This is a genomic window from Isoptericola jiangsuensis (assembly GCF_002563715.1).
In the GTDB taxonomy this organism is placed as follows: Bacteria; Actinomycetota; Actinomycetes; order Actinomycetales; family Cellulomonadaceae; genus Isoptericola; species Isoptericola jiangsuensis.
In genome coordinates this window covers 1861855-1885100 of record NZ_PDJJ01000001.1, presented here as the reverse complement: position 1 = coordinate 1885100, position 23246 = coordinate 1861855, and the positions used below count along the sequence as shown (strand labels likewise).

Annotated in this window: 16 protein-coding genes and 2 pseudogenes; 12 read left to right on the top strand and 6 right to left on the bottom strand. The window is 67.8% G+C overall.

Annotation, left to right across the window (positions count from 1 at the left end; all coding sequences use genetic code 11):
- Positions 1 to 105: 105 nt before the first annotated feature.
- Both ATJ88_RS08560 and ATJ88_RS08555 read left to right on the top strand, forming a co-directional pair.
- The gene (locus ATJ88_RS08560; RefSeq protein ID WP_098463464.1) at positions 106 to 510 is read left to right on the top strand and encodes a hypothetical protein; all 405 of its coding nucleotides are present in this window, start codon (positions 106 to 108) and stop codon (positions 508 to 510) included.
- Positions 511 to 1038: 528 nt separating this feature from the next.
- The gene (locus tag ATJ88_RS08555) at positions 1039 to 1887 is read left to right on the top strand and encodes an alpha/beta fold hydrolase (protein WP_098463463.1); all 849 of its coding nucleotides are present in this window, start codon (positions 1039 to 1041) and stop codon (positions 1885 to 1887) included.
- A 57-nt stretch (positions 1888 to 1944) separates the two neighbouring features.
- Here the strand turns inward: ATJ88_RS08555 and ATJ88_RS08550 are convergent, their stop codons facing one another.
- Positions 1945 to 4851, bottom strand: a complete 2907-nt coding sequence (locus ATJ88_RS08550) for a BTAD domain-containing putative transcriptional regulator (RefSeq protein WP_098463462.1) — start codon at positions 4849 to 4851, stop codon at positions 1945 to 1947.
- A 274-nt stretch (positions 4852 to 5125) separates the two neighbouring features.
- A complete protein-coding gene (locus ATJ88_RS08545; RefSeq protein ID WP_170023576.1) occupies positions 5126 to 8020 on the bottom strand; it encodes an AfsR/SARP family transcriptional regulator in 2895 nt (964 codons plus the stop codon).
- Between the two features lie 221 nt (positions 8021 to 8241).
- Here ATJ88_RS08545 and ATJ88_RS08540 point away from each other — a divergent pair, with 221 nt between their 5' ends.
- From ATJ88_RS08540 to ATJ88_RS08515, 7 genes and pseudogenes are all read left to right on the top strand, one after another.
- The gene (locus ATJ88_RS08540) at positions 8242 to 8943 is read left to right on the top strand and encodes a helix-turn-helix transcriptional regulator (protein ID WP_170023574.1); all 702 of its coding nucleotides are present in this window, start codon (positions 8242 to 8244) and stop codon (positions 8941 to 8943) included.
- Positions 8944 to 9008: 65 nt separating this feature from the next.
- Positions 9009 to 9836 (top strand): alpha/beta fold hydrolase, encoded by an 828-nt coding sequence (locus ATJ88_RS08535; protein WP_098463459.1) that lies wholly within the window; start codon positions 9009 to 9011, stop codon positions 9834 to 9836.
- A 30-nt stretch (positions 9837 to 9866) separates the two neighbouring features.
- Entirely contained in the window at positions 9867 to 10697 is an 831-nt protein-coding gene (locus ATJ88_RS08530) for an alpha/beta hydrolase (protein ID WP_098463458.1), read from the top strand.
- 99 nt (positions 10698 to 10796) lie between these two features.
- A pseudogene (locus ATJ88_RS18760) lies at positions 10797 to 11693 on the top strand (FAD-dependent oxidoreductase); the annotation flags it as partial.
- Positions 11694 to 11889: 196 nt separating this feature from the next.
- The gene (locus ATJ88_RS18755; RefSeq protein ID WP_245852632.1) at positions 11890 to 12204 is read left to right on the top strand and encodes a hypothetical protein; all 315 of its coding nucleotides are present in this window, start codon (positions 11890 to 11892) and stop codon (positions 12202 to 12204) included.
- Between the two features lie 62 nt (positions 12205 to 12266).
- Positions 12267 to 13055: an MBL fold metallo-hydrolase gene (locus ATJ88_RS08520; RefSeq protein WP_098463457.1), complete on the top strand. Its 789-nt coding sequence runs from the start codon at positions 12267 to 12269 to the stop codon at positions 13053 to 13055.
- Positions 13048 to 14664, top strand: a complete 1617-nt coding sequence (locus tag ATJ88_RS08515) for an FAD-dependent oxidoreductase (protein WP_098463456.1) — start codon at positions 13048 to 13050, stop codon at positions 14662 to 14664. The genes ATJ88_RS08520 and ATJ88_RS08515 overlap by 8 nt, the downstream gene beginning before the upstream one ends.
- A 368-nt stretch (positions 14665 to 15032) precedes the next feature.
- Here ATJ88_RS08515 and ATJ88_RS08510 read toward each other — a convergent pair whose 3' ends face one another.
- Positions 15033 to 16211 carry an IS30 family transposase gene (locus tag ATJ88_RS08510; protein ID WP_141538634.1) on the bottom strand — a complete coding sequence of 393 codons (1179 nt, stop codon included), beginning with the start codon at positions 16209 to 16211 and terminating at the stop codon, positions 15033 to 15035.
- Positions 16212 to 16681: 470 nt separating this feature from the next.
- On the opposite strand from ATJ88_RS08510, the pseudogene ATJ88_RS08505 reads away from it, so the two are divergent.
- A pseudogene (locus ATJ88_RS08505) lies at positions 16682 to 16950 on the top strand (transposase); the annotation flags it as partial.
- Between the two features lie 195 nt (positions 16951 to 17145).
- On the opposite strand, the gene ATJ88_RS18055 reads toward ATJ88_RS08505, so the two are convergent.
- Positions 17146 to 17517, bottom strand: a complete 372-nt coding sequence (locus ATJ88_RS18055) for a hypothetical protein (protein WP_141538633.1) — start codon at positions 17515 to 17517, stop codon at positions 17146 to 17148.
- Positions 17518 to 18300: 783 nt separating this feature from the next.
- Here ATJ88_RS18055 and ATJ88_RS08500 point away from each other — a divergent pair.
- Entirely contained in the window at positions 18301 to 18984 is a 684-nt protein-coding gene (locus ATJ88_RS08500; RefSeq protein ID WP_098463454.1) for a transposase family protein, read from the top strand.
- A 553-nt stretch (positions 18985 to 19537) separates the two neighbouring features.
- On the opposite strand, the gene ATJ88_RS18750 is transcribed toward ATJ88_RS08500, so the two are convergent.
- Positions 19538 to 20539, bottom strand: coding sequence for a DUF2599 domain-containing protein (locus tag ATJ88_RS18750; RefSeq protein ID WP_245852255.1), 1002 nt, complete (start codon positions 20537 to 20539; stop codon positions 19538 to 19540).
- Between the two features lie 424 nt (positions 20540 to 20963).
- Between ATJ88_RS18750 and ATJ88_RS08490 the strand changes: the two genes are divergently transcribed.
- A complete protein-coding gene (locus tag ATJ88_RS08490) occupies positions 20964 to 21371 on the top strand; it encodes a hypothetical protein (RefSeq protein WP_098463453.1) in 408 nt (135 codons plus the stop codon).
- Positions 21372 to 21866: 495 nt separating this feature from the next.
- Here ATJ88_RS08490 and ATJ88_RS08485 read toward each other — a convergent pair whose 3' ends face one another.
- Entirely contained in the window at positions 21867 to 23222 is a 1356-nt protein-coding gene (locus tag ATJ88_RS08485; RefSeq protein WP_245852252.1) for a mannitol dehydrogenase family protein, read from the bottom strand.
- Positions 23223 to 23246: the final 24 nt, after the last annotated feature.

Sequence of the window (23246 nt, the reverse complement as noted above, 5' to 3'; positions counted from 1 at the left end):
CCGTATTGCTCCCATGCCTCGATCCCGAGCGACGTCGGCGCCTCTTGCCCGCACCCACCGCTCGCTGGACACTCGGATCCCGAACACCTTCGGAGGGGAGAGGACATGACTGACGAAGACGACAAGCACGACGCTGCCGAGCGTTGGATGCGCAGGTACATGGACATCAAGATCCGGTACCACGACAAGGACGGCACGCAGATCACCATGCGCCGATGGGTCGAACTGCGGACCCCCGAGTACTCCATCATCGGCAGGGACAAGATCGGACCGTACGACGTCGTGACGGCATGGTTGGGACTGGACTACACGTTCAGAGCGAAGGGCCGACCCCTCATCTTCGAAACCGAGGTCTACATCGACCCCGTCGACGACGAACCAGAGTCCCACCTCTGGATATTCAGCGAGCGGTACTACACACTCGAGGGCGCACAGGCCGGTCACGACCAGGCCACGGCCCAGGCTCAAGAATGGGTCGCTCACGGGCGACCTGAGCACCGGCCCGTCTGAAACTCGGAAGCTACACCGGCCCCCCGCCCGCTGCAGCGCCGGCAAACGAGCGATGCTGCCCGCGGGGTGCCAGTCCCACTCCAGACACGAGACCCACCTGGGAGAACACCCCAGCCGAGGGCGCCTGGGAACACCCGTGGGAAAGCGGAGCTCCCTCCCGCGGGAACACAACGGGAGCATCTCGAACCCAGGATGCGGCCGAATACGACAGAAGACCTCCTGGTTGTGGACCCAGGAGGCCTTCGTCGTCGCTGTCTCAACGAGTGTCCGGAGGGGGACTTGAAACCCGCCCCGACGCCCCCTTGACTAGCCGAAACAGCCGCTGACCTGCACAAACCTCGTACACACTGGTTCTCCGCAGGCCCTCAGTGGTACGCCACCGTTCCCGACGGGAACACCCTGGTGAGCTGCTGCTGGCGCTCCGTTGATGCGCTTCCGGGCCGGGACACGACTACGTGGGATACGTGATCCGCCGACGCTGCCATGCAGTGACTCTGGAACTCCACCGTCCCAGTCGAAGGAGTTGCCATGTCCTCGCTCGCCAAGAGTTCACGCCGCGTCGTCGCGGTGCTGGTCGCGGTACTTGTCGCGGTCCTCGGGACCGCACCCCTCAGCGCTTCTGCGGGCCCGGCGAGCTCGCCGGCCGTCATCGAGGCGGGGCGTCACAGCGGTCCCAAGCCGACGGTCGTCCTGGTCCACGGTGCGTTCGCCGACTCCAGCGGATGGACGGTCGTCGCCGAGAGGCTGCAGGACGACGGATACCCGGTGCTGGCGTTCTCGAACCCGCTGCGCGGTGTCGAGTACGACGCCGACTACCTGCGGGCGTTCCTCGGCACGATCGAGGGCCCGATCGTCCTGGTGGGCCACTCCTACGGGGGCGCCGTGATCACAGACGCCGCTACGGGCAACAACCAGGTGAAGTCACTGGTGTACGTCGCGGCGTACGCCCTCGACGAGGGCGAGTCGGTCGCGCAGGCCAACCACCTGGGCGGCGGGCACGCCGAGGTCACCGACCACCTGGTGCTGCGGCCGTTCCCCGGTGCTGCTCAGGGTGACTACGACGCCTACATCGATCCGGAGTGGTTCCCGCAGCTGTTCGCCGCGGATCTGCCACGCCGTCTCGCCGAGACGATGGCCGGCTCGCAGCGGCCGGGCGCGCTGTCCGCTCTGGTGACTTCGCCTGGTGAACCGGCCTGGGAGTCGGTGCCGACCTGGTTCGTCGTCGCGACAAAGGACCGCATCATCCCGCCCGTGGCGCAGCGGGAGATGGCCGAGCGTGCCGACGCGCGCACGGTGGAGATCCGCAGCTCGCACGCGGTGATGATGAGTCACCCGTTCTCCGTGCTCAGCGTGATCAAGGCGGCTGCACGGTCGTAGCCAGGACCCGCTGTGCCCCGCGGCCGGGAGAACCCCGCGGGGCACAGCGTCATGCGGTCAGTCGATGTCGTCGAACAGGTCGCCCTCGGCCCAGTGCTCGTTGCCTGTCGCGACGAGGATCTCGCGGATCATGCGCAGCTCGGAGGCCTGGATGAATATTGACTGGCGATGGCGCCGTATCTCGCCGGCCCGAGGCAGGTAGAGAGCGCAGGACGCAAGCGCCTTGGGGATGTCTCCCACCTTGAAGTAGCTGTACGCGATCGCGGGGAGGCCCGCCAGGTCGGAGTCGGGCAGCGTACGTGAGGCAAAGAGTGGGGGATCTTGCTCTGCGACCTTGATAGCTCGCCGGTATTGACCGAGTCCGGTGTAGCAAGCCATCAGTACCTGGCGGAAGCTGGGATCCGATTCCTCAGCAGGGTCGAAGTCCCTCACCTTCTGGGCCCATTGGAGAGCCGAGGCGTAGTCCTCTTCCAGGAGGAATGTGTTGGCGATCTCCATCGCCGCCACTGCACCCAGCCACTCCTGACCCTGCGTCGGCGCAAGCCGAGTCACTTCCATGAAGGACTTCTTGGAGTCCTCGAGGAGTCCAGCGTCACGTTCCACGCATGCGAGCGTGTATCGACTCATCAACTGGCCAAACTCATCGCCCGCAGCGTGGAAGGCCGTCGCTGCACGCTCGAGTTCAGCCCTGGCATGCCCATATTGTCCTTGCGCAGAGAATCCGCGGCCGAGGTGCCGTCGCACGTCGGCGATCAACAACTCGTCACCGACTGCCTCGGCGTTCTCAAGTGCCTCCTGAAAGATGCTGACGAACTGGTCGTGTGAGTCGACCGCGAAGCTCTGGACCCGCCGATCCACAGCGAGCAGCACGGCTCGGCGCTGATGCCCCCGGCGCACCATGGACTTGGTGACAGCGTCGATCGCCTTCCGTTCGCGCGCATACCAATCGTGCGAGGACTCCGGACCATCGAAATCCTCGGGGAGGATCCCAGGAGGACAGGGTCCGAGGTCTTCGCCGGCGGGTGAGGGCAACGTCCGCAGCCCGTTCCGTGCGGAGTGCAGGTAGTACTGGTCGATGCGTTCTTCCAGCGCTTCGGTGCGGCCCTCGGCTACGAGTTTGGTGAGCGCGTAGGCGTGGAGGAGGTCGTGCATCGTGTAGGTGCCGGCGGCCGGTTGCTCGATCAGGCTCGCGTCCGTGAGCTGGCGTGCCAGGGCCCGGCACTCGTCCTCGGTGCGACCGATCAGGCTGGCCGCGAGTCGCAGGGACACCATCCGGTTCGGGCTTGCGCTGAGCGACGTGAACAGCTCGGCCGCTTCGGTCGTGAGCTGGTCATACGACCAGTCGAACAGAGAGGTCAGGTCCAGATCGGCGGTCGTCCCTGCGCCGGGGGCGGGGGCGGCGTGCAGGGCTGAGACGATCTCGGTGGCGATGTCGTCGAGGTTCAGGTGTGGGTTGAGGGCGGCTCGGGCTGAGACGGTGGTCAGGGCGAGGGGCAGCCCGGAGCAGGCGGCGAGCAGGTCGTCGCGGGCGCTGGTGAGGGCTTCGAGACGTGCCTGACCGAGACGCCGGCCGAGCAGGGTGGCGGCTTCGTCGTCGTGCAACGGCCTGAGGTGGACGGCGTGCGCACCCTCGCGCGCCACCAGGCTGGTCAGCTGGTTGCGGCTGGTGACGATGACCAGTGACTCCGGCGAACCTGGGAGCAGGTGCCGCACCTGGTCGGTGTCTCGGGCGTTGTCCAGCACGACCAGGATCCTGCGGCCTGCTACGGCGCTGCGGTAGTCGTTGGTCAGGTCCTGCAGGTCCCCGGTCTGCTTGGTCCTGTCGACGGCGAGCGCGCGCAGGAAGCCCTCGAGCGCTGCGGCCGGTTCCACTGGTGTGGCCACGGGATCGAAGCCGCGCAGGTTGACGAACAGCTGCCCGTCGGGGAAGCGTGCCGCGAGCCGGTGGGCCCAGTGCACCGCGAGGGTCGTCTTGCCGATACCGGGCATGCCGCTGACGGCGATGGCGCCGATGTCGCGGTCCGTGCCGAGCCGGTCGAACACGTCGGTGAGCGCGGAGCGCTCCACGTAGCCCGCCACGTCCGGGGGCAACTGGCGGGGAACCACCCGATCATGCTGGGCGGGCTCGTCGCCGCCGTCGGGTGCCTCGTCCATGACAGGCAAGGGGTCGCCTCCGGGGGCGCTGAGCCGCAACAGTTCGGCATACCGGCCACGCAGCTCGCCGCCGGGCTCGACGCCGAGGTCCTCACGCAGCCGGCGGCGCACGCTGTCGTAGACGACCAGCGCTTCGGCCGTGCGCCCGTCGGCGGCGAGGAGACGCAGCACGCGCGCCTGGAGGGGCTCGTCGTGGGGTGCGGTGTGTGCGACGGCGCGGACGGCGTCGACCACCTCGCCCGCACGGCCGAGCCCCAGGGCTGCGTCCGCGGCAGCCAGGGCGACAGCGACCGTCTGACGGTCCAGCGCGCGGAACTCTTCTCGTTCTCGCAGTTCCGAGTCGAGGTCGCAGAACGCCTCCAGGTGGGCGAGGTCCAGTGCCGTACGAGCGGCGTCCAGGGCGGCGGCGGTGTCCGTCGCCTGCCTCAGGTCGCGGACCGCCTCGTCGAACCGGGAGAGCTCGCAGTCCAGCGCAATCGTCTCGAGCCGGTATCCGCCGCGGGTCGCGACCAGGCAGGCACCGCCCTGGTGGGCGCCGATGCCCGGCTCAAGCAGTTGCCGCAACCGGCCGACGTACTTCTGCACCTGGTTGCGTGCCGAGACCGGCGGGGCGTCGCCCCACAACATCTCGACGATGCGACCCGTCGGCACCGTGCGCCCCCTCGAGACCAGCAGCCTGGCCAGTATCACCTGCTGCATGGGTGGACCGACCTGGACCTCCATCTCGTCATGGAACACGCGCAATCCACCGAAGACACGAATGCGCACATGCGTACGCATCTCCTCGGCGTCGGGAACGTCCACGGTCACGTGGACATCCTTCCGTACCAGAGTGCTGTTGCGCGCGCTTTGACCTGGTGCAGGAGGAAGGTGGCTTCCGCCAGCGCCGCCGATGAAGCCACTGACCGGAGTTCTCGAGATGGACCGATTGCGCCAGCGTGAACACGGCTCACCCCGGCAGGTTGCCGCACACGGACACACGCCCGAGGCGCGGTCGTCAGCGAAAGTGCGCGCAGCTGCTCGCAGGACGGGCCCGATGCGCCCTACGGCCGGGAGAACCCGCGGGGCACGGCGTCATTTCTGCTCAGTCGATGTGGTCGAAGAGGTCGCCCTCGGCCCAGTGTTCGTTGCCGGTCGCGACCAGGATCTCGCGGATCTTGTGCAGGTCGGAGGCCAGGATGTACTGCGAGTGGCGGTGTCGTCGTATCTGGGCGGCCCGAGGCAGGTAGCGGGCGCAGACGGCCAGTGCCTTGGCGACATCCCCGGTCCGGTAGTAGCTGTAGGCGATCGCATACAGGTCGACCAACTCGCCATCGGTCGTGACGGAGGCAAGCATAGGAAAGGGTTGCTCTGCGACTTCGATCGCTGCTTCGAACTTTCCCAGTTCCGTGTAGCACCGCAGGAGCACCACGCGCAGGTAGTCGATCAGCCCTTCCGAATCATCGAGACTCTTCGCGTGATTACACCAGTCCAGCGCCCCCTGGTAGTCCTCCCGGATGTGAAGAATCTTGGCAATCTCTGCGGCGCAGTACGCCGCCAGCCAGGCGTGCTCTGTCCCTGCCATCCGGGTGACTCTCGTGTAGGTCGCTATTGACCCTTCGAGGTCGCCGGCCTCGAACTCGATGCCGGCGAGCGTGTAGACGCTCACCAGCTGCCCGTACTCGTCACCGGCAGCGTGGAAGGCTGCCGCAGCGAGACCGAGTTCTGCCTTGGCCCGCTCATGATGACCCTGCAGGGCGAGCCCGCGGCCGAGATGACGGCGCACCTCGGCGGCCAGCAGGCCGTCACCGACTTGCTCGGCGTTCTCGAGGGCTTCCTGGTAGACCGCAGCGAACTGGTGGTGAGAGTCGACATCGATGGACATGAACCGTCGTTCGAGAGCAAACAACACCGCTCTACGCTGCTGGCCACGACGAACCATCGATCGGGCGACAGCGTCAATCGCTGTCCGTTCGCGCAGATACCAGTCGTAGGTCGCGTGCCCATCCTCGAACTCCTCCGGGAGGATGCCGGGCGGGCACGGTCCGAGGTCTTCGGCAGGCGCGGCTGCCTTCAAGAACGCGTTGTGGGTGGAGTGCAGGTAGTACTGGTCGACCCGGTCCTCCAGGATGCCGAGCCGTCCTTCGGATCTGACCTTGGCGAGCGCATAGGAGTGCAGGAGGTCGTGCATCGTGTAGGCGCCGGCAGCCGACTGCTCGATCAGGCTCGCATCGCTGAGTTGACGTGCCAGGGCCCGGCACTCGTCCTCGGTGCGTCCGGTCAGGCTGGCGGCGAGTCGCAGGGACACCATCCGGTTCGGGCTGGCGCTCAACGACGTGAACAGCTCGGCCGCTTCGGTCGTCAGCTGCCGGTAGGACCAGTCGAAGAGAGAGGACAGGTCCAGGTCGGAGGTCATCCGTACACCACGGGCGGGGTCGGCCTGCAGAGCCGAGACGATCTCGGCGGCGATGTCGTCGAGGTTCAGGTGTGGGTTAAGTGCAGCGCGTGCCGAGACGGTGGTCAGCGCGAGAGGAAGGCCCGAGCACGCTGCGAGCAGGTCGTCACGGGCCGTCGTGAGTGCTTCTAGGCGCATCGTGCCCAGCCGCCGGCCAAGCAGGGTGGTGGCCTCGTCGTCGCGCAACGGTCCGAGGTGGACAGCGTGTGCCCCTTCGCGCGCGACCATGCTGGTGAGCTGGTTGCGGCTCGTGATGATGACCAGTGACTCCGATGACCCCGGGAGCAAGGGACGCACCTGGTCTGCATCGTGGGCGTTGTCCAGCACCACCAGGATCCTGCGGCCGGCCACGGCGCTGCGGAAGTCGTTGGCCAGGTCCTGCAGATCCCTGGACTGCCAAGGCCCGTCCACCGACAGGGCTCGCAGGAACCCCTGGAGCGCTACCGCTGGGTCGACGGGTGCGGCAACGGGATCGAAACCTCGCAGGTTGACGAACAGCTGCCCGTCGGGGAACTGTGCCGCGAGCCGGTGGGCCCAGTGCACCGCGAGGGTCGTCTTGCCGATGCCGGGCATGCCGCTGACGGCGACGGCACGGACGTCGCGGTCGGTGACGATGCGGGCGAAGACATCGGTGAGTGCAGCTCGGTCGACATAGCCCGCCACGTCTGGGGGCAGCTGGCGGGGAACCACCCGGTCTGTCTGGGCGGGCTCGTCGTCATCGGGTGCCTCGTCGTTGACGGGCAGGGGGTCGCCTCCGGGCACGCTGAGTCGAAGCAGCTCGGCGTACAGGCCGCGCAGCTCGCCGCCGGGCTCGACGCCGAGGTCCTCACGCAGCCGGCGACGCACGTTGTCGTAGACGACAAGCGCTTCGGCCGTGCGCCCGTCGGCGGCGAGCAGGCGCAGCACGCGCGCCTGGAGGGGCTCGTCGTGGGGTGCGGTGTACGCGACGGCGCGGACGGCGTCGACCACCTCGCCCGCACGGCCGAGCCCCAGGGCTGCGTCCGCGGCAGCCAGGGCGACAGCGACCGTCTGACGGTCCAGCGCGCGGAACTCTTCTCGTTCTCGCAGTTCCGGGTCGAGGTCGCAGAACGCCTCCAGGTGGGCGAGGTCCAGTGCCGTACGAGCGGCGTCCATGACGACGGCGGTGTCCGTCGCCTGCCTCAGGTCGCGGACCGCCTCGTCGAACCGGGAGAGCTCGCAGTCCAGCGCAATCGTCTCGAGCCGGTATCCGCCGCGGGTCGCGACCAGGCAGGAACCGCCCTGGTGGGCCCCGATGCCCGGCTCGAGCAGCTGGCGTAGGCGTCCGACGTACTTCTGCACCTGGTTGCGTGCCGAGACCGGCGGGTCGTCACCCCACAGCATCTCGACGATGCGATCCAGCGAGACCGTACGACCCCTGGACGCGAGCAACAGGGCGAACACGGCCTGCTGCATCGGCGGGCCCACGGAGACTTCCACGTCGTGGTGGAACACCCGCAGCCCACCGAAGACACGAAGACGCACCGGAGGGTGTCTGTCGTCCAGCGCAGGGGCGTCCGCGGCCACGCGCCAATCATCGCCCATCCACCCGAAGCCGCGCGAGCCCACCGGCGTGCTCGGGAAGTGATCAGGAAGTGATCGGCCATCGCGTCTTCCTACGGTGGCGACAACCACCTGATCTCAACGACCAGCAGGCTCCTGGGCGAGCGACGAGACCTCCTCGTGTGAAGCCGAGGCGGCACTGCGCGGGAGGAGATGCGATGCGAACCGAAGGCGATCAACCAGTGGTGAGTTCCGAGGCCGGCATGCAACGTCTCGCGGACCTGCTCCCGGCGGTCGAGACGTCCTGCCTGGTCCTCGCGGACGTCGTCGACTCCTCGGTCCGCTCGGATCGCTCCGGTGAGGCCCTGCGCGCCATGGTGTGCCTGGCCACGATGGCCCGGGCGGTCGGCTCCCCGCTCGTGCACGGCATCCACGCCCGGTGCGCCGCTTTGCTGGCCGACGAAGAATGCTCTGAAGCGCTCTTCGTCACGGCACTGACCCTGTTCGCGATCGTCGTGGCTGACGAGGAAATAGGTAAGACACGGCTGCACTACGGGGAGTGGCTGCGCCGTCAGCGGCGTCGTGCCGAAGCCGTGGAACAGCTCACCAGGGCCCGGGACACCCTCACCTGCGACCTGCGCCGCCGCGCCGAACTCGAGCTCAGCATCTGCACCCAGGAACGGACCTCACGCTACGGCCGCGAGCTCACGGAGCAGGAGGCGAGGGTCGCCGCACGAGCAGCTGCCGGCGCGACCAACCTCGAGATCGCCAGCGAGCTGCACATCAGTCCGCACACGGTCGACTACCACCTGCGAAAGATCTACCAGAAGCTGCAGGTCACCGGCCGACGAGAGCTCCGCCACCACCTGTCCGCACTGCCACCCGCGCGCGCCGCCGAGCCCACCGCAGGGGCGAGCAGAAGGGTCGCCACTACGCAGTACGCGTGATTCATGCCCCGGAACGTCGGGCCACGCTGAAGATCCACGATGGACCACTTTCGAAGGAGAGCGCCATGCCTACCGTGATCACCGACGACGGAGCCCTGATCTTCTACAAGGACTACGGCGACACCGACGCCAAGCCCGTGCTGCTCAGCCACGGCTGGCCCCTCAACGCCGACGCGTGGGAAGCAACCGCCCGCTTCCTGGCCGAAAACGGATACCGCGCCATCACGCACGACCGCCGCGGGCACGGCCGCTCGACCCAGACATGGCAGGGCAACGAGATGGACACCTACGCCGACGACCTCGCCTGCCTCATCGACTCCCTCGACCTGCACGACATCACCCTCGTCGGGCACTCCACCGGCGGCGGGGAGATCGTGCACTACGTCGGACGGCACTCCAGTGCCCGCGTCGCCAAGGTCGTCCTGGTCTCGGCCGTCCCACCGCTGATGCTCAAGCGCGACGACAACCCCGAGGGCCTGGACATCAGCGTGTTCGACGCGATCCGCGCCGGCGAGGCCGCCAACCGGTCCCAGCTGTACCGCGACTTGGCCGACGGACCCTTCTTCGGCCACAACCGCAACGGTGACATCGACCAGGGCTTCCGTGACGCGTTCTGGCTGCAGGGCATGGCCAGCGGGCACCGCGCCGCCTACGAGTGCATCGCCGCGTTCTCCGAGACGGACTTCCGCCCCGACCTGGACAAGCTCGACGTCCCCGTCCTCGTCATCCACGGCGACGACGACCAGATCGTGCCCTTCGAGGTCGGCGGGAAGCGCTCGGCAGAGCTCGTCGACGGCGCCGTGCTGAAGGTCTACGAGGGCAGCGGGCACACGCTGCCCGACACCGACCGGGACCGGCTCCACGCCGACCTGCTCGACTTCATCAGCTCCTGACCGATCGAACCACCAGAAGGGAGAGTCGTCATGAACACCGCACCCGACACCGTCGTCCTCGTCCACGGACTCTGGGTCACCCCGCGCAGCTGGGAGGACTGGATCAGCTACTACCAGGCCAAGGGCATGCGAGTCCTCGCCCCCGCCTACCCGGGGTTCGAGGTCGAGGTCGAGGAGCTCCGTCGGCGACCGGAGATCATCGCGAACCTCACGGTCGAGGCGACCGTCGACCACCTCACGAAGGTCGTCGAATCCGTCGAGACCCCGCCGATCATCATGGGTCACTCCTTCGGTGGCACCCTGACCCAGCTGCTCCTTGCCCGCGGGCTCGGCTCAGCAGGCGTGGTCATCGACTCCGCGCCGACCGAGGGAGTGCGCGTCAACCCGGTGTCCCAGGCAAGGTCACTCTTCCCCGCTCTGAAGAACCCCTCCAACCGGCGCAAGGCCGTGGGCTTCACCCCCGAGGAGTTCCACTACGCGTTCACCAACACACTCACCGCGCAGCAGTCGAAGGAGATCTGGGACCGCTACGCCATCGCGGCCCCGGGCTTCTGGGTGTGGGAGTGCGGTCGGATCGCCAACTTCAAGCCTGGTCACCAGGACACGTGGGTCGACTACAAGGCTGACCGGGCCCCGCTGCTGTTCATCGCCGGCGAGAAGGACCACATCATGCCGCCGTCGGTGAACAAGGCCAACGCGTCGCACTACAAGCACTCGCCGGCCCTGACCGACTACCACGAGTTCGAGGGACGCGACCACTGGACCTGCGGAGCCCCTGGCTGGGAGGCGGTGGCCGACCACGCCCTGACCTGGGGCCTCGAGCACGCCAAGACGGGCCGACCCTGGCTCACTCCAGCCTGAGAAGGCCAACCTGCGCGGCGGCCGGCGGCCCTTCGACGACCCGGAGGTGCTGCCGGTCACCGCGGCACCCCGCTAGCCCGACGCACCAGGAGGTGGGCCATGAGTGAGGAGTACGACGTGGTGGTGCTGGGCGGCGGATCAGCAGGTGAGACCGCAGCGCAGTACGCCGCGCAGCACACGGGACTGACGGTCGCCGTCGTGGAGGGCGCCCTGGTGGGCGGTGCATGCTCCTACTGGGCGTGCATGCCCAGCAAGGCGTTGCTGCGCCCGGTGGCCGCCGCGGCTCAGGCCCGCCGGGTGCCCGGCGTGAGAGCCGAGGTGCACGACATCGCGGCGGTGCTGCGCCACCGGGACGCCGTCGTGCACCGCCACGTCGACGACGCCCAGGTCGCCTGGGCCACGGGCGAGGGCCTGGTCGTGCTGCGTGGTCACGGCACGCTCCAAGGCACCCGGCAGGTGCGTGTGACCCAGACCTCGGGCACTGCCGTCGACGTCACGGCCCGCCACGCAGTCGTCCTGGCCACGGGCAGCACTCCCCACATCCCCGACATCCCGGGACTGGCCGAGTCCGAACCGTGGACCTCCGACGAGGCGACGGCCATGACCAGCGCGCCCCGGTCGATCGTCATCATCGGCGGCGGCGTGGTGGGCTGCGAGGCCGCGACCTGGCTGTCCGGCCTCGGCTCGGAGGTCACGCTGCTCGAACCCGGCGACCGCCTTCTGTCGAAGCTTGAGCCGCGCGCCTCCCAGCTGGTCCTGGACGCGCTGGTCGGGGCCGGCGTCGACGTGCGGTGCTCGTCGGTGGCGCGCACGGTCAGCCACGGCACGGCCGTCGAGGTGATCCTCGACGACGGGCACGCGGTGTGGGCCGACGAGGTCATGGTCGCCACCGGGCGCATCCCGCGCCGCCACGACGCCGGGCTCGCGGCGGTCCAGATCGACCCGGACACGATGACCGTCGACGACGCCATGCGCGTCGGAGGTGCCCAGGACTGGCTGTACGCCGTCGGCGACATCAACGGCGGCCCGGGCATGCTCACCCACATGGGCAAGCATCAGGGCCGTATCGCCGGTGAGGACATCGCACGCCGCTTCGGGCGCCGCCGCCACGAGGACCCGTGGGCACCGGGCCCACCCCGTCCACCAGCCCGCGGTGCCGCAGGTCGTCTTCACCGATCCGGAGGTCGCCACCGTGGGAGAGACGCTCGCGCAGGCTCGCGGGCATCGCGACGTCGTGGCCGTCGAGTACGACCCGGCGAACCTGGCTGGAGCAACCCTGCTCGATCCCACCTACCGGGGCTGGGCGCAGCTCGTCGTCGAGCCGTCCAGCCGGCGGCTTCGGGGCGCGACCTTCGTCGGCCCGGGAGCGAGCGAGCTGCTCTACGCCGCCACCCTCGCGATCACCACGGCCGTGGACCTGCGGCACCTGTGGAGCGTCGTGCCGCCCTTCCCTACCGTGTCGGAGGTGTGGCTGCGACTGCTGGAGGCCGCCCGAGCCCAGCTGTGACGAAGCCGCCCACCGACATCTGCCCTGTCTCGCCAGCACGCCGCGCATCCATGGAGAGAGCCATGACCGGAGAACTGCGACTCGTCCACATCGGCGGGCCTACCCTGCTCATCGAGGTCGACGGCTGGCGTCTACTGGTGGACCCGACGTTCGACCCGCCCGGGCGCCGCTACGGCTTCGGGTTCGGCACCTCGTCGGTCAAGCTCACCGGTCCGGCCATCGGCGTGGACGACCTGCCCCCGATCGACGTGGTCCTGCTCAGCCACGACCACCACGCGGACAACCTCGACGACGCCGGGCGTCGGCTGCTGCCCGAAGTCCCGCGCGTGGTGTCCACCAGGGCGGCGGCCCGCCGGCTGCGGATGCCGAACGTGACCGGCCTCGACCCCTGGTCGACGACCGAGATCTGCGACCCCGACCGGCCGACGCTGCGCGTGACGGCCACCCCGTGCCGCCACGGACCGGCCGGGAGCCGCCCGATCGTCGGGGACGTCGTCGGCTTCGTCGTCGAGCCGACCGCCGGCACCGGCGCGATCTGGATCACCGGCGACACCGTCAAGATCCCCGCACTGGCCGAGGTGCCCCGACGCTTCACGATCGACACGATGATCATGCACCTGGGTCGTGTCCGGTTCCCCCTGACCGGACCCCTGCGTTACAGCATGGACGGCCGCGACGCCCTGGAGCTGGTCCGCACGGTCCGGCCCCGCCGTGCGGTGCCGGTGCACTACGAGGGATGGAGTCACTTCAGCGAACCCGCCGCGGACCTGCAGCACGTCCTGGACGCCGCCGACCAGCAGCTCCGTGAACGCGTCGTGTGGTTGACCCCGGGAGTGCCCACCCGTGTCTGAGGCGCCTCGTCCCTTCACCGACGCCGAGATGCGGACCCTTGCCCGCTACGGCGAGTCCCGCACCGTCGAAAGCGGCGAGGTGCTCCGCCGAGCCGGGGACCGGACCGGGACCCTCTTCGTGCTCGAGTCGGCCAGCGCCGACGCGGTTCGCGAGGCCACCGTGCTGCGCGCCGAGGCAGTGGTGGCCTCGTTCGCGCCCCGCAGCCCGCTGGGGGAGGTGAACCTCCTGATGGGTCACCGTGCCTTCCTCACCGTGCGGGTGACCCGGCCCGGGCAGGTGATCCACATCGAGCGCGACGCCCTGAGGCGACTCATGGCGCACGAGGACGCCCTGGCCCGGCTGCTGCTGATGACGTTCACCCGGCGCCGGGAGCACCTGCTGGACCACGCGGCGGAGTGCCTCGAGATCGTCGGCAGCGTGGACACGGCGCGAGGACTCGCGCTGCGTTCCTTCCTCACCCGGATGAGCGTGCCCCACCGGTGGCACGAACCGACATCGCCCCAAGGCCGGACCGCCTGCGACCACGCCGGCCTGACCGCGGCCGACCTGCCGGCCGCGTTCCGCGCCCAAGGCGTCACCACACAGGTCACGCCCGAGTTCGTCGCCGCCTGGTGGGGCCTGGCCGACGTCCCCGGCTCCGGGTCACCCGTCCTCGACGTGGCCGTCGTCGGGGCGGGACCTGCGGGTATGGCCGCTGCTGTCGGATGTGCCTCGGAGGGGTTGAGCACCGTCGTGGTGGACGCCACCGGTCCGGGAGGGCAGGCCGGCACCTCCAGCCGGATCGAGAACTACCTCGGATTCCCCGCGGGCCTGTCAGGAGCAGACCTCGCGACCCGCGCAGCCCTCCAAGCACTCAAGTTCGGCGCCCACCTCCTCGCACCGGCCCGGGTGACCGCGGTGGAACCGACCGCCGACGGCCACCAACGCGTCGACCTCAGCTCCGGTGCGCGTCTGACCGCACGCACCGTCGTGCTCGCCACCGGCGTCACTTACCGCCGACTCGGAGTACCCGACGAGGAAGAGTTCCTCGGCGCAGGGCTGCACCATGCCGCCACAGCGGTCGAAGCCGGCCTGGTCGCCGGACGCCCGTGCGTCGTGGTCGGCGGCGCCAACTCCGCCGGGCAAGCCGCCGTCTTCCTCGCGCAACACGGATGCCACGTCACCGTCGTGCTGCGCTCCGGCGACCTGCGCGCCGGCATGTCGCAGTACCTCGTGGACCGCATCACGGCCTCGGAGTCCATCGACGTCCTGCCCGGCGCGACGGTCACCGCACTGACCGGGAGCATCGACGGGCTCGAGGTCCACCTCGACCGGCCAGGCTCGACCGGACCTCTGGCCGCGGCTGGCGTCTTCAGCCTGATCGGCGGCACGCCCCACGCCGACATGTTCGACGGCGAACGCGACGCCACCGGATACGTCCTCACTCACCCACACGTCGCAGCCCCGCGGCCAGGAGCACTGATGTACGAGACCAGCCAGCGCAACGTCTTCGCCGTCGGGGACGTCCGCGCCGGCTCGCTCCGACGGGTCGCCGCGGCCGCCGGCGAAGGAGCGAGCGTCGTCGCATCCCTCCACGAAGCGCTCCGGCGCGCACACCAGCCCGCCTGACCACCCTCAGGGATCCGCTCGACGGCGTGAGGACCGGACGAAGCGGCGTCGTAGGACCCGGGCCCATTCGACCCGCGACTGGCGCTCGCCTGAGCACTCACCGACGACCGAGCTGCTCGACGTCATGGCGTGCCGGGGGTGCCGAGCATCTACGGAAGACCCCTGATCGGGGTGCCCGTCCCCCTCCGAACACCGCTCCCACCTAGGAGAACGCCGCCCGCCGAGGGCACGCGGGGACACCCAGGGGAACACGGAGCCCCTCCCGTGGGAACACTCTCGGGAACATCCCGAACAGAGGAAGTGGCCGGATACGACAGAAGACCCCCTGGTTGTGGGCGGTTTCCAGGGGTCCTCGCAACACCTGATGGTTATGTGGCCGTCAGTAGACCACGCAGACGCTCGGCTGGGGTATCCCAGTCGAGCGTCTTGCGTGGTCGGCCGTTGAGTTCCTGGGCGACGTGTTCGAGGTCTTCGGGCCCGTAGGCCCGCAGGTCGGTGCCCTTGGGGAAGTACTGACGCAGCAGACCGTTGGTGTTCTCGTTCGATCCGCGCTGCCAGGGCGAGTGCGGGTCGCAGAAGTAGACCGGCACGTTCGTGGCCATCGTGAACTGGCGATGGGCGGCCATCTCGCTGCCCTGGTCCCAGGTCAGCGAGCCACGCAGGTGCGCGGGCAGGGTCCCGATCAGCGGGACCAGAACGTCGCGGACCTCCTCGGCGGTGTGTCCACCGGGCAGGTGTCCCAGGAGCACGTAGCGGGTGGTGCGTTCCACCAGGGTCACGATCGCGGACTGCGAGGCGGTACCCACGATCAGGTCACCTTCCCAGTGGCCGGGCACGGCCCGGTCGGCGACCTGGGCCGGTCGTTCGGAGATCATCACCATCTCGTCGGCGAACCGGGGCGTGCGCTGCTCCGCGCTACGGCGCGGCTTGCGGCGGGTGCGTCCGGTGCGCAGCGCGGCCGCGACCTCACGACGCAGCCCGCCGCGGGCCTGGACGTAGAGCGCCTGGTAGATCGTCTCGGTACTCACCCGCATGCTCTCGTCGTTCGGATACTCCTTGACCAGAGCGTGACAGATCTGTTCGGGCGACCACCGCACCGCGAGCTTGGCGGTCACGTACTGGCGCAGCGGACCATTCACGGCGAGCTTGGCCCGCTTGGGGCGCGCCCGAGACGCCACCCAGGACCGCTGGGCCGCATGGGGTCGGTAGACCCCGCCGGCCGACCGGGCGTCGATCTCACGCTTGATCGTCGAGGCCGGGCGCCCCAACGCCCGCCCGATCGCCCGCAACGAGGCGCCCTCACGGCGCAGGTCAGCGATCTGCTCCCGCTCCGCCAACGTCAAGAACCGTGGATCCAGCTCGGCCTCCAGCGCAGCGAGCGAGGGCGTGATGGCCACTTCCACATGAGTCGTCACGCCCGTGGTGTAGTCCACCCGGCGACCATCCGGGTAGATGCGAGCCCCGCGAGCCTTCCGTACCCCGGCGTCCCAGTCCAGCGCGGTACGCACGTTGACCCCGACCTGCTGCGCGGCCCGCCGCCGGGACATACCCGTGCGGCGAAGCTGTTCGTACTCGACCCTGCGCGGATGCGGGCCACGCCCACCCTGCCCCTCAGAACGCCGACCAGCCTTGCGCACCCACCCGGCAGCCGTATGCCTGTTCACCCCGACCACGCGCGCCGCGATCGTCGCACTCGCTACCTCGTCGAAGACCTCGAAGAACCGCGCCCTGAGCTCTGGTGAAACCACGATCCCCGCAACCCCCTGAAATCCAGGGTGTTGCGGGGATCGCTAGAACCGGCCGTGGACCCAGGAGGCCTTCGTCGTCGCTGTCTCAACGAGTGTCCGGAGGGGGACTTGAAACCCGCGCCGCCCTCTCTCTGATCAGCAGGAACACCCCGCTGACCTGCGCAAACCTCTTGCACGCCGGTTCCTGGGAGGTCCTCAGGGGTGCGCCATCGTTCCCGACGGGAACACCCCGCCGACTCAGCTATTCGACAGGGACAGAACCCAAGCCGATTCAGATCGCGACCCTTGACCCATTCCACGGCTACGAGAACGCCATCGACGACCATCTCGACCACGCCGTCGCGGTCTTGGACGCGTTCCACGTCGTAAAGCTCACCAGTCAGGCCATCGACAAGTCCGCCGCCGTGTCCAACCGGCCACCCTCGGCCACCGAGTCCGGGCCGGCGACCCGCTCTACGGCATCCGCAACATCCTGCGCACCGCACCCGAACGACTCCCCGACCGGCAGCGCAACCGCCTCGGCAGGGCGATCGCTGCCGACAACTACCGCCTCCGCATGCTCCTCGTCGCCGGCAAAATCACCCCGTGACCCCCCTCATCTACGAAGAGCCGCCAATTGCAGCATCGTTCTTGCGTCCGACCAGCGTCCCGACGGGGAACGCGACGTCGTCAGCAAGCTTCCGCCGCGTCATCGCCGGTGACGTTCGGTCAGAACTCGACGCGGGTGGTCAGTTCATTGAGTGAGTCGATGTATCGCGCCCATATCCACGAGATCCAGCGCAACACTCTCCACGGTGGCGTCCGCACTAGAAGCAACGCTGGCCAGGGCCGACTCGACACTATCGAACGCCTCGACGCCAATCAGGTTGTCAGCCGAACCGACACTCACCAACGCCACGACCCTCGTCGATGGAAGTGGATTACGAAGCGGCACAATCTCCCATCGAAGACTGACCGCCGAGAATCTCTGGCCTATCTCGGCGATCATCATGTCAAGTGCGGCATCGCTTGAAGCGCAACCGACCCTGGGTTCGTCTCCCTCGTCGCCGTAGCGAGCATACAAGAGCCTCAGGGAAAGGGAACTACTGTCGTCCTTGACTCTCACAATCGTTCCCCTTAACCTACCTTGGACCCCAGTTCTGCACGGGTGGTGTAGACCCGTGCGTAAAACGTCTTCCCCTTGCACACAATCATGCCGAGAGTGGTTCCGCGGAATTCCGTGTCAAGATCAGCCACACAGGGATATTCAATATTCTTCTGGGTATAGCTCGACTCACCACTGTTTCCGCCGGGCTTCGAAACAATCGATATCTACAGGCCGAAGTACTCGTACGTGGGATCGCTTTGGTGGCGAATAGAAGTTACAGAGGTTGAGCATTTGGAATACGGCTTGAAGCCGACGGCACCCTTATTAGAAGACGTCCGGAAGTAGACTCGCGTTGGGTACAACGTGCAAGGTGACACCACTACTGCCGCGGCGGCAGACTCTGCTACTGCAAGGTCGGGAGACTCAAGTTTTTCCAAAGTCTGTATCGCCTGCTCGGGAGAATCCGCTGCGACATAGGGAGAGGATCCGACTGGTTCTGCAACCCAATCAGCTTGTTCGTTTGAAATCGTACCGCTCTGCTCGGCAGATTCATTAGCGGAGCCAGAATCCGCAAGCGCAGGCGTTGCCACTGTCGAAGCAATTAGCGCAATTACTGGCACAAGCACGCCGAGACGGAATTTCCGAAACACCCTGAGAGGTGTTCTCACCAGGCTGCGCGAGTTGATCGGCGCGACGGCGCGTTGACCTGCAGGTTCGTCCGGGTGGCGGGTTTGGCAGCAGCAGGGTCCCAGGACCAGGATGCAGTCGCCAAACACACATACCGGACGACTGGGACCCTGCTTGATCACCTATCGTGCCACCCTCGACGTGCCTCCTGACACCCTGCGCACCGTGACGCGCTGGATCGCGGCGCACCGCCGGGTTCGAGACATCCGCCCGTGGCAACGCGTGGCGACCGCGCGCACGCAGGCGCTGCTGGTGCTGCGCTGGTTCAAGGACTCCACGCGGGTCCACCTGCTGGCGCGGGACGCGGAGATCTCGATCGCGACGGCCTACCGGTACCTGCACGAGGCCGTCGACGTCATCGCCCTGCGGGCTCCCGACCTGCACGACGTGCTGGCTACCGCCCGCCAAGAGGACTGGCCGTACGTGTGCCTCGACGGCACCCTGGTCGCGACGATGCAGCTGCACGGCCCGAAGAACCCCTCCGGGGCGGAGTCCTGGTACTCCGGCAAGCATCACCGCCACGGCGGCAACATCCAGGTCCTGTGCGACCCCACGGGCTACCCCGTGTGGGTCTCCCCGGTCAGTCCGGGCTCCACCCACGACATCACCGCCGCCAGAACCCGCAACAAGCTCCTGACCGGTCTGCGGTCCGTGGCCGAACGCGGCAACGCCCTGCTGAAGAAGACCTGGCCCGCCCTGCAGATGGTCACCCTCGACCCGCATCGCCTCACCAAGATCACCGCCGCTGCCCTCGTCTTGCTCCACCTTCAACGAGGAGCCCGACGATCACGCTGGTGAGAACACCTCAGAGAGCTTGGTCGCCTCTGATCCTCGGGGACCTGGACCCCCACCACCAGCAGCGCGCTCACCGGCGAGCCTCCGCCCCTACCGGATGTCCCATGAGCCGCACAACGCCGATCAATGAACTTTGCCGGGGACCCGCACCGCGACCGACACCGAATCAGTTGGTGCCGGTCGCGGCTGTCTATCGCGAAAATCGGCGGAGAAGTTGAGTCCATCACACCCTGGTGTCGCAAACGAGCGACATTAGCGAGTGCAGCACGGTGTGACCATGTTGGACCCCGCTACTCAGAGCTTGGCTCGGCGTCGAGAGCTTCTTTCCTGCCCACCCCTCCGGCCGATCGTTGCGATCTCGCATATCCCGCCACACCGATGACAAGAGCAAGGATAGCCAGTACAGCGAGAGTGAATGCGAGAGTCGGGTTGCCAACACGCTCCTGCGCGTCTGATGCATAACCCTCAAGAATCGCAGCCGCTGCCGCTGCGACTAGGAGAAGACCGCCGAGAATCATCAGCAGCTTCCATTTCCGACGTGCGCTTGATTTCGTCGTCATGGGTTGCACAGAGCCGCAACCGTCGCAGCGTAGCCGACGTTGGGGCGCCACGAATCGATGTTCCAAGGCGTCTTGAAGGGCGCGAAGTCCCAATGACACCTGATTTGGTCGTAGTACTTTTGCCCCTCGTACTGGGAATTGACGTATAGCTTGTACTCAGCGTAGTACTCGCTCGCACTCACGGTCACATTCCAGGCGTTGACTGGATAGATTCCGAATGTGAACCCATTTGTCTTCTTGGTGATGGTGAACTTCTTGATGTACTTTCCCGCAACCGCGGGATCAGCGACGACAGGATAGGCGGTTCCATCCCCGTGCTCTACTACCTGAACGAGCGAATGTCCTTCGACCTCGTAGCGGGTCGCCACGTCATTTCCGTTTGCATCGAGTGCCCATGCAGGCTCGATCATCGCAAGGGGGGTCGAGTCCGCCTGCACAACAGCAAAGTACCCATCGCCAGCATCAACGAGCTCGGCACCCGCTGGCATGGTGATCGGGTACACGTACCTCGCCGGGGCCTCAGGCCCAGAAATAACGGTTGTGATCTGCACCGCTCCGTCAGGATTGACGATGGGCACGGTCTTTGAACCGTCATTGTTGTCGTATGTCGCGATGTCTAGATCGCCGTACTCCACGTCGTCGGCCTGCGCGCTATTTGGCAGACCAATATTGATGCTCGCGAATCCCGCTTGCTCCAACAGAATTCCGTCGGCAGGATCCTCGGGGATTTCTACTCTGATAGGACTTTCCGGGTTGGTTGGGTCGATCATTGCGGCCTTCGCGGCTGATCGGCCAAACTCATCTACTTCCGCGTCGGCCGGGTCCGACAAGACAACGCCGTCAGCTGTCGCGACTGCGGCGAGGGATTCCGGGGCGACGCTCTCGATCGCTTCGATTGCGTTAGCCGCGTCGTCCTGGCCTGTGGCGCTGGCTGGGGCGACACTCAGGCCAAGGCCAAGAGTGGTGGCGCCCAAGATAACGCCGAACTTCTTTCTCAAAATGGGTCGACTCCTCCGGTTCGGGTGCCGGTTAGTTCGGCAACTGACGTCCAGAATGCATCATTGCGGGTCGGTCACAAAAGACGTCACCAAACATAGCGGTAGCCAGGGCTCTGGCAGGGAAGATTGAGCGAGATTTGAGGTTCATGTCGACGACGCGTGAAGATTGACCCCTGAGCGACGGGTTGGTTTCCAGCAAGCGTCGCAACGGCGGGCGGTTCTGGGAGGCTAGTAGCGCGGCGAACAGGTCGGCAGGGACTGCGCCGTCGAGGACGCGTCGTGGGCGGCAGTTGATCTCGTCTTCGACGGCTCGTAAGTGGACGGCGAGGTCGGTGCCCTTCTGGAAAGCACTCGCGCAGCCCCTTGCTCGCACCCACCGCTCGCTGGACACTCGGACCCCGAACACCCTCGGAGGGGATACGACGTGACTGACGAGGACGACACCGGCGACGCCGCCGCCCGGTGGATGCGCAGGTACCTGGACATCAAGATCCGGTACCACGACAAGGACGGGACCCCGATCACCATGCGCCGATGGGTCGAGCTGCGGACCCCCGAGTACTCCATCGTCGGCAGGGACAAGATCGGACCGTACGACGTCGTGACTGCATGGTTGGGCTTGGACTACAACTTCAGGGCGAAGGGCCGACCCCTCATCTTCGAAACCGAGGTCTACATCGACCCCGTCGACGACGACGAACCTGCCTCCCGCCTCTGGATGTCCCGCGAGCGGTACTACACCCTCGATGGCGCGCAGGCCGGTCACGACCGGGCCACGGCTCAGGCTCGGGAATGGGTCGCCCACGGGCGACCTGAACTTCCGCCCGCCTGACGCTCGGAAATTACACCGCTGCCCCGCCGGCAGCAGCGCCGACAAACCAGCGATGCTGCCCGCGGGGTGCCTGTCCCCCTCCGAGCACGGCTCCCACCTGGGCGAACGCCGCCGCCGAGGGCAGCTGGGAACACCCATGGGAACGCCCATCCCCTCCCGTGGGAACACCCACGGGAACATCCCGGACCCGTGCCGTGGCCGGATACGACAGAAGACCCCCTGGTTGTGGACTCAGGAGGCCTTCGTCGTCGCTGTCTCAACGAGTGTCCGGAGGGGGACTTGAAACCCGCCCCGACCTCCCCGCGACCAGCACGAACAGCCACTGACCTGCACAAACCTCGTACCGGCTGGTTCTCCGCCGGCCCTGATCGGTACGCCACCGTTCCCGACGGGAACACCACAGCCTCCCTCCCGGAGTGAGAGTGGCCGCCCCCCGCTGAGACGTCAGAGCACGTCCGGGTCCCCCCCCCGGTCCTGAGTGGTCCCCGGCGTTCCCTACGGGACGTGACGCAACCGACGCTCGAAATCCCAGGGCGCGGAAAGATCCGCACAGGCAGCGAGTACGAGTCCAGCGAACGTCGTGTGGGCCGCAAGACGCGGATCGAGCAGGTCGAGCAGGGTGGCCGACGACGGCGGATCGTCGCCTGCGTCCGCGTGTTCGCCGACGCCGTCAGGCGAAGGGACCAACCCTGCGCGGACGCCGAGCACCCACGCTGCGACCGCGGTCGCACACCCGTGCGCGGTCCGGCCGTCGGCGAGCTCTGCGAGGGCGACCGGGACGATACGCAGTCGCATCTTCGTCGTCGAGTCCTGGGCGATCTGGGCCAGCCGGTGCTCGATCCGCGGATTGCCGAAACGCTCGAGCAGGGCCGCGCGGTAGTCCGCGAGATCGAACTCCGGCAGCTGCCGCGCGTCGTCGTCCCAGAGCGCTTCCACGGCGTCGCGGCAGACAGGGTCGACGATCGCACTGTTCACGTTCGCGTGCCCGCGGACCTGCCCGAGCGCGGCGAGCACGGTGTGGGCGCCGTTGAGCATCCAGAGCTTGCGGTTCTCCCACGGCGCGAGCTCGTCGACGAACCGGGCCCCGGCGGACTCCCAGTCCGGCCTCCCGGCGGGGAAGGCGCCCTCGAGCACCCAGTCGGAGAAGGGTTCGGTGACCACGGGCGCCGCATCGGTCCAGCGGGCTGCCTCGGCGACGGCGAGGGACTCGACGGTGCCGTCGATGGCAGGCGTGATGCGATCGATCGACGTCGAGACGACCGAGACCTTCGTCGCGAGCCAGGCCGGCAGCTCGCGCGACGTCCTCTCGGCGAGATCGACGAGCGCACGCCGGAACTTGCCACCGTTGTCGGGCAGGTTGTCACAGGGGACGACGGCAATCGACCCTGCACCGGCACGACGGCGGGCGTCGAGGCCGAGCAGAATGCGTGCCATCGCGGTTCCGGGCCGGGCGGCGTCGGCGCTCCCGGTCGTGAACGCCTCGGACAACAGTGCGACGTCCGCCGCGACGACCGGGTCGCTCAGGTCCGGGGTGCCGTCGGCGCCGAGCCGGTAGCCGGACTCGGTCATGGTGAGCGTGAGGATCACGACGGCTGGGTCGGCGACGGCCGCGACGAACGCGGGCACGTCGTCGCCGGACTCGATGCGGACGATCGACGGCACCACCTCGCAGCGGTCGCCGTCGACGCCCCGCTCGACGAGCGTGTAGAGGCCGTCCTGGGGCCGCAACCGGTCGACGAGATCGCGGCTGCGGCCGGTGAACGCCACGATGCCCCACTCCGCGGCGTCGGAGGCGCGCGCGGTGTACCAGGCCTGGTGGGCGCGGTGGAAGGCACCGAGCCCGAAGTGCACGATGCGTTCCGGTGGCATCGGGAG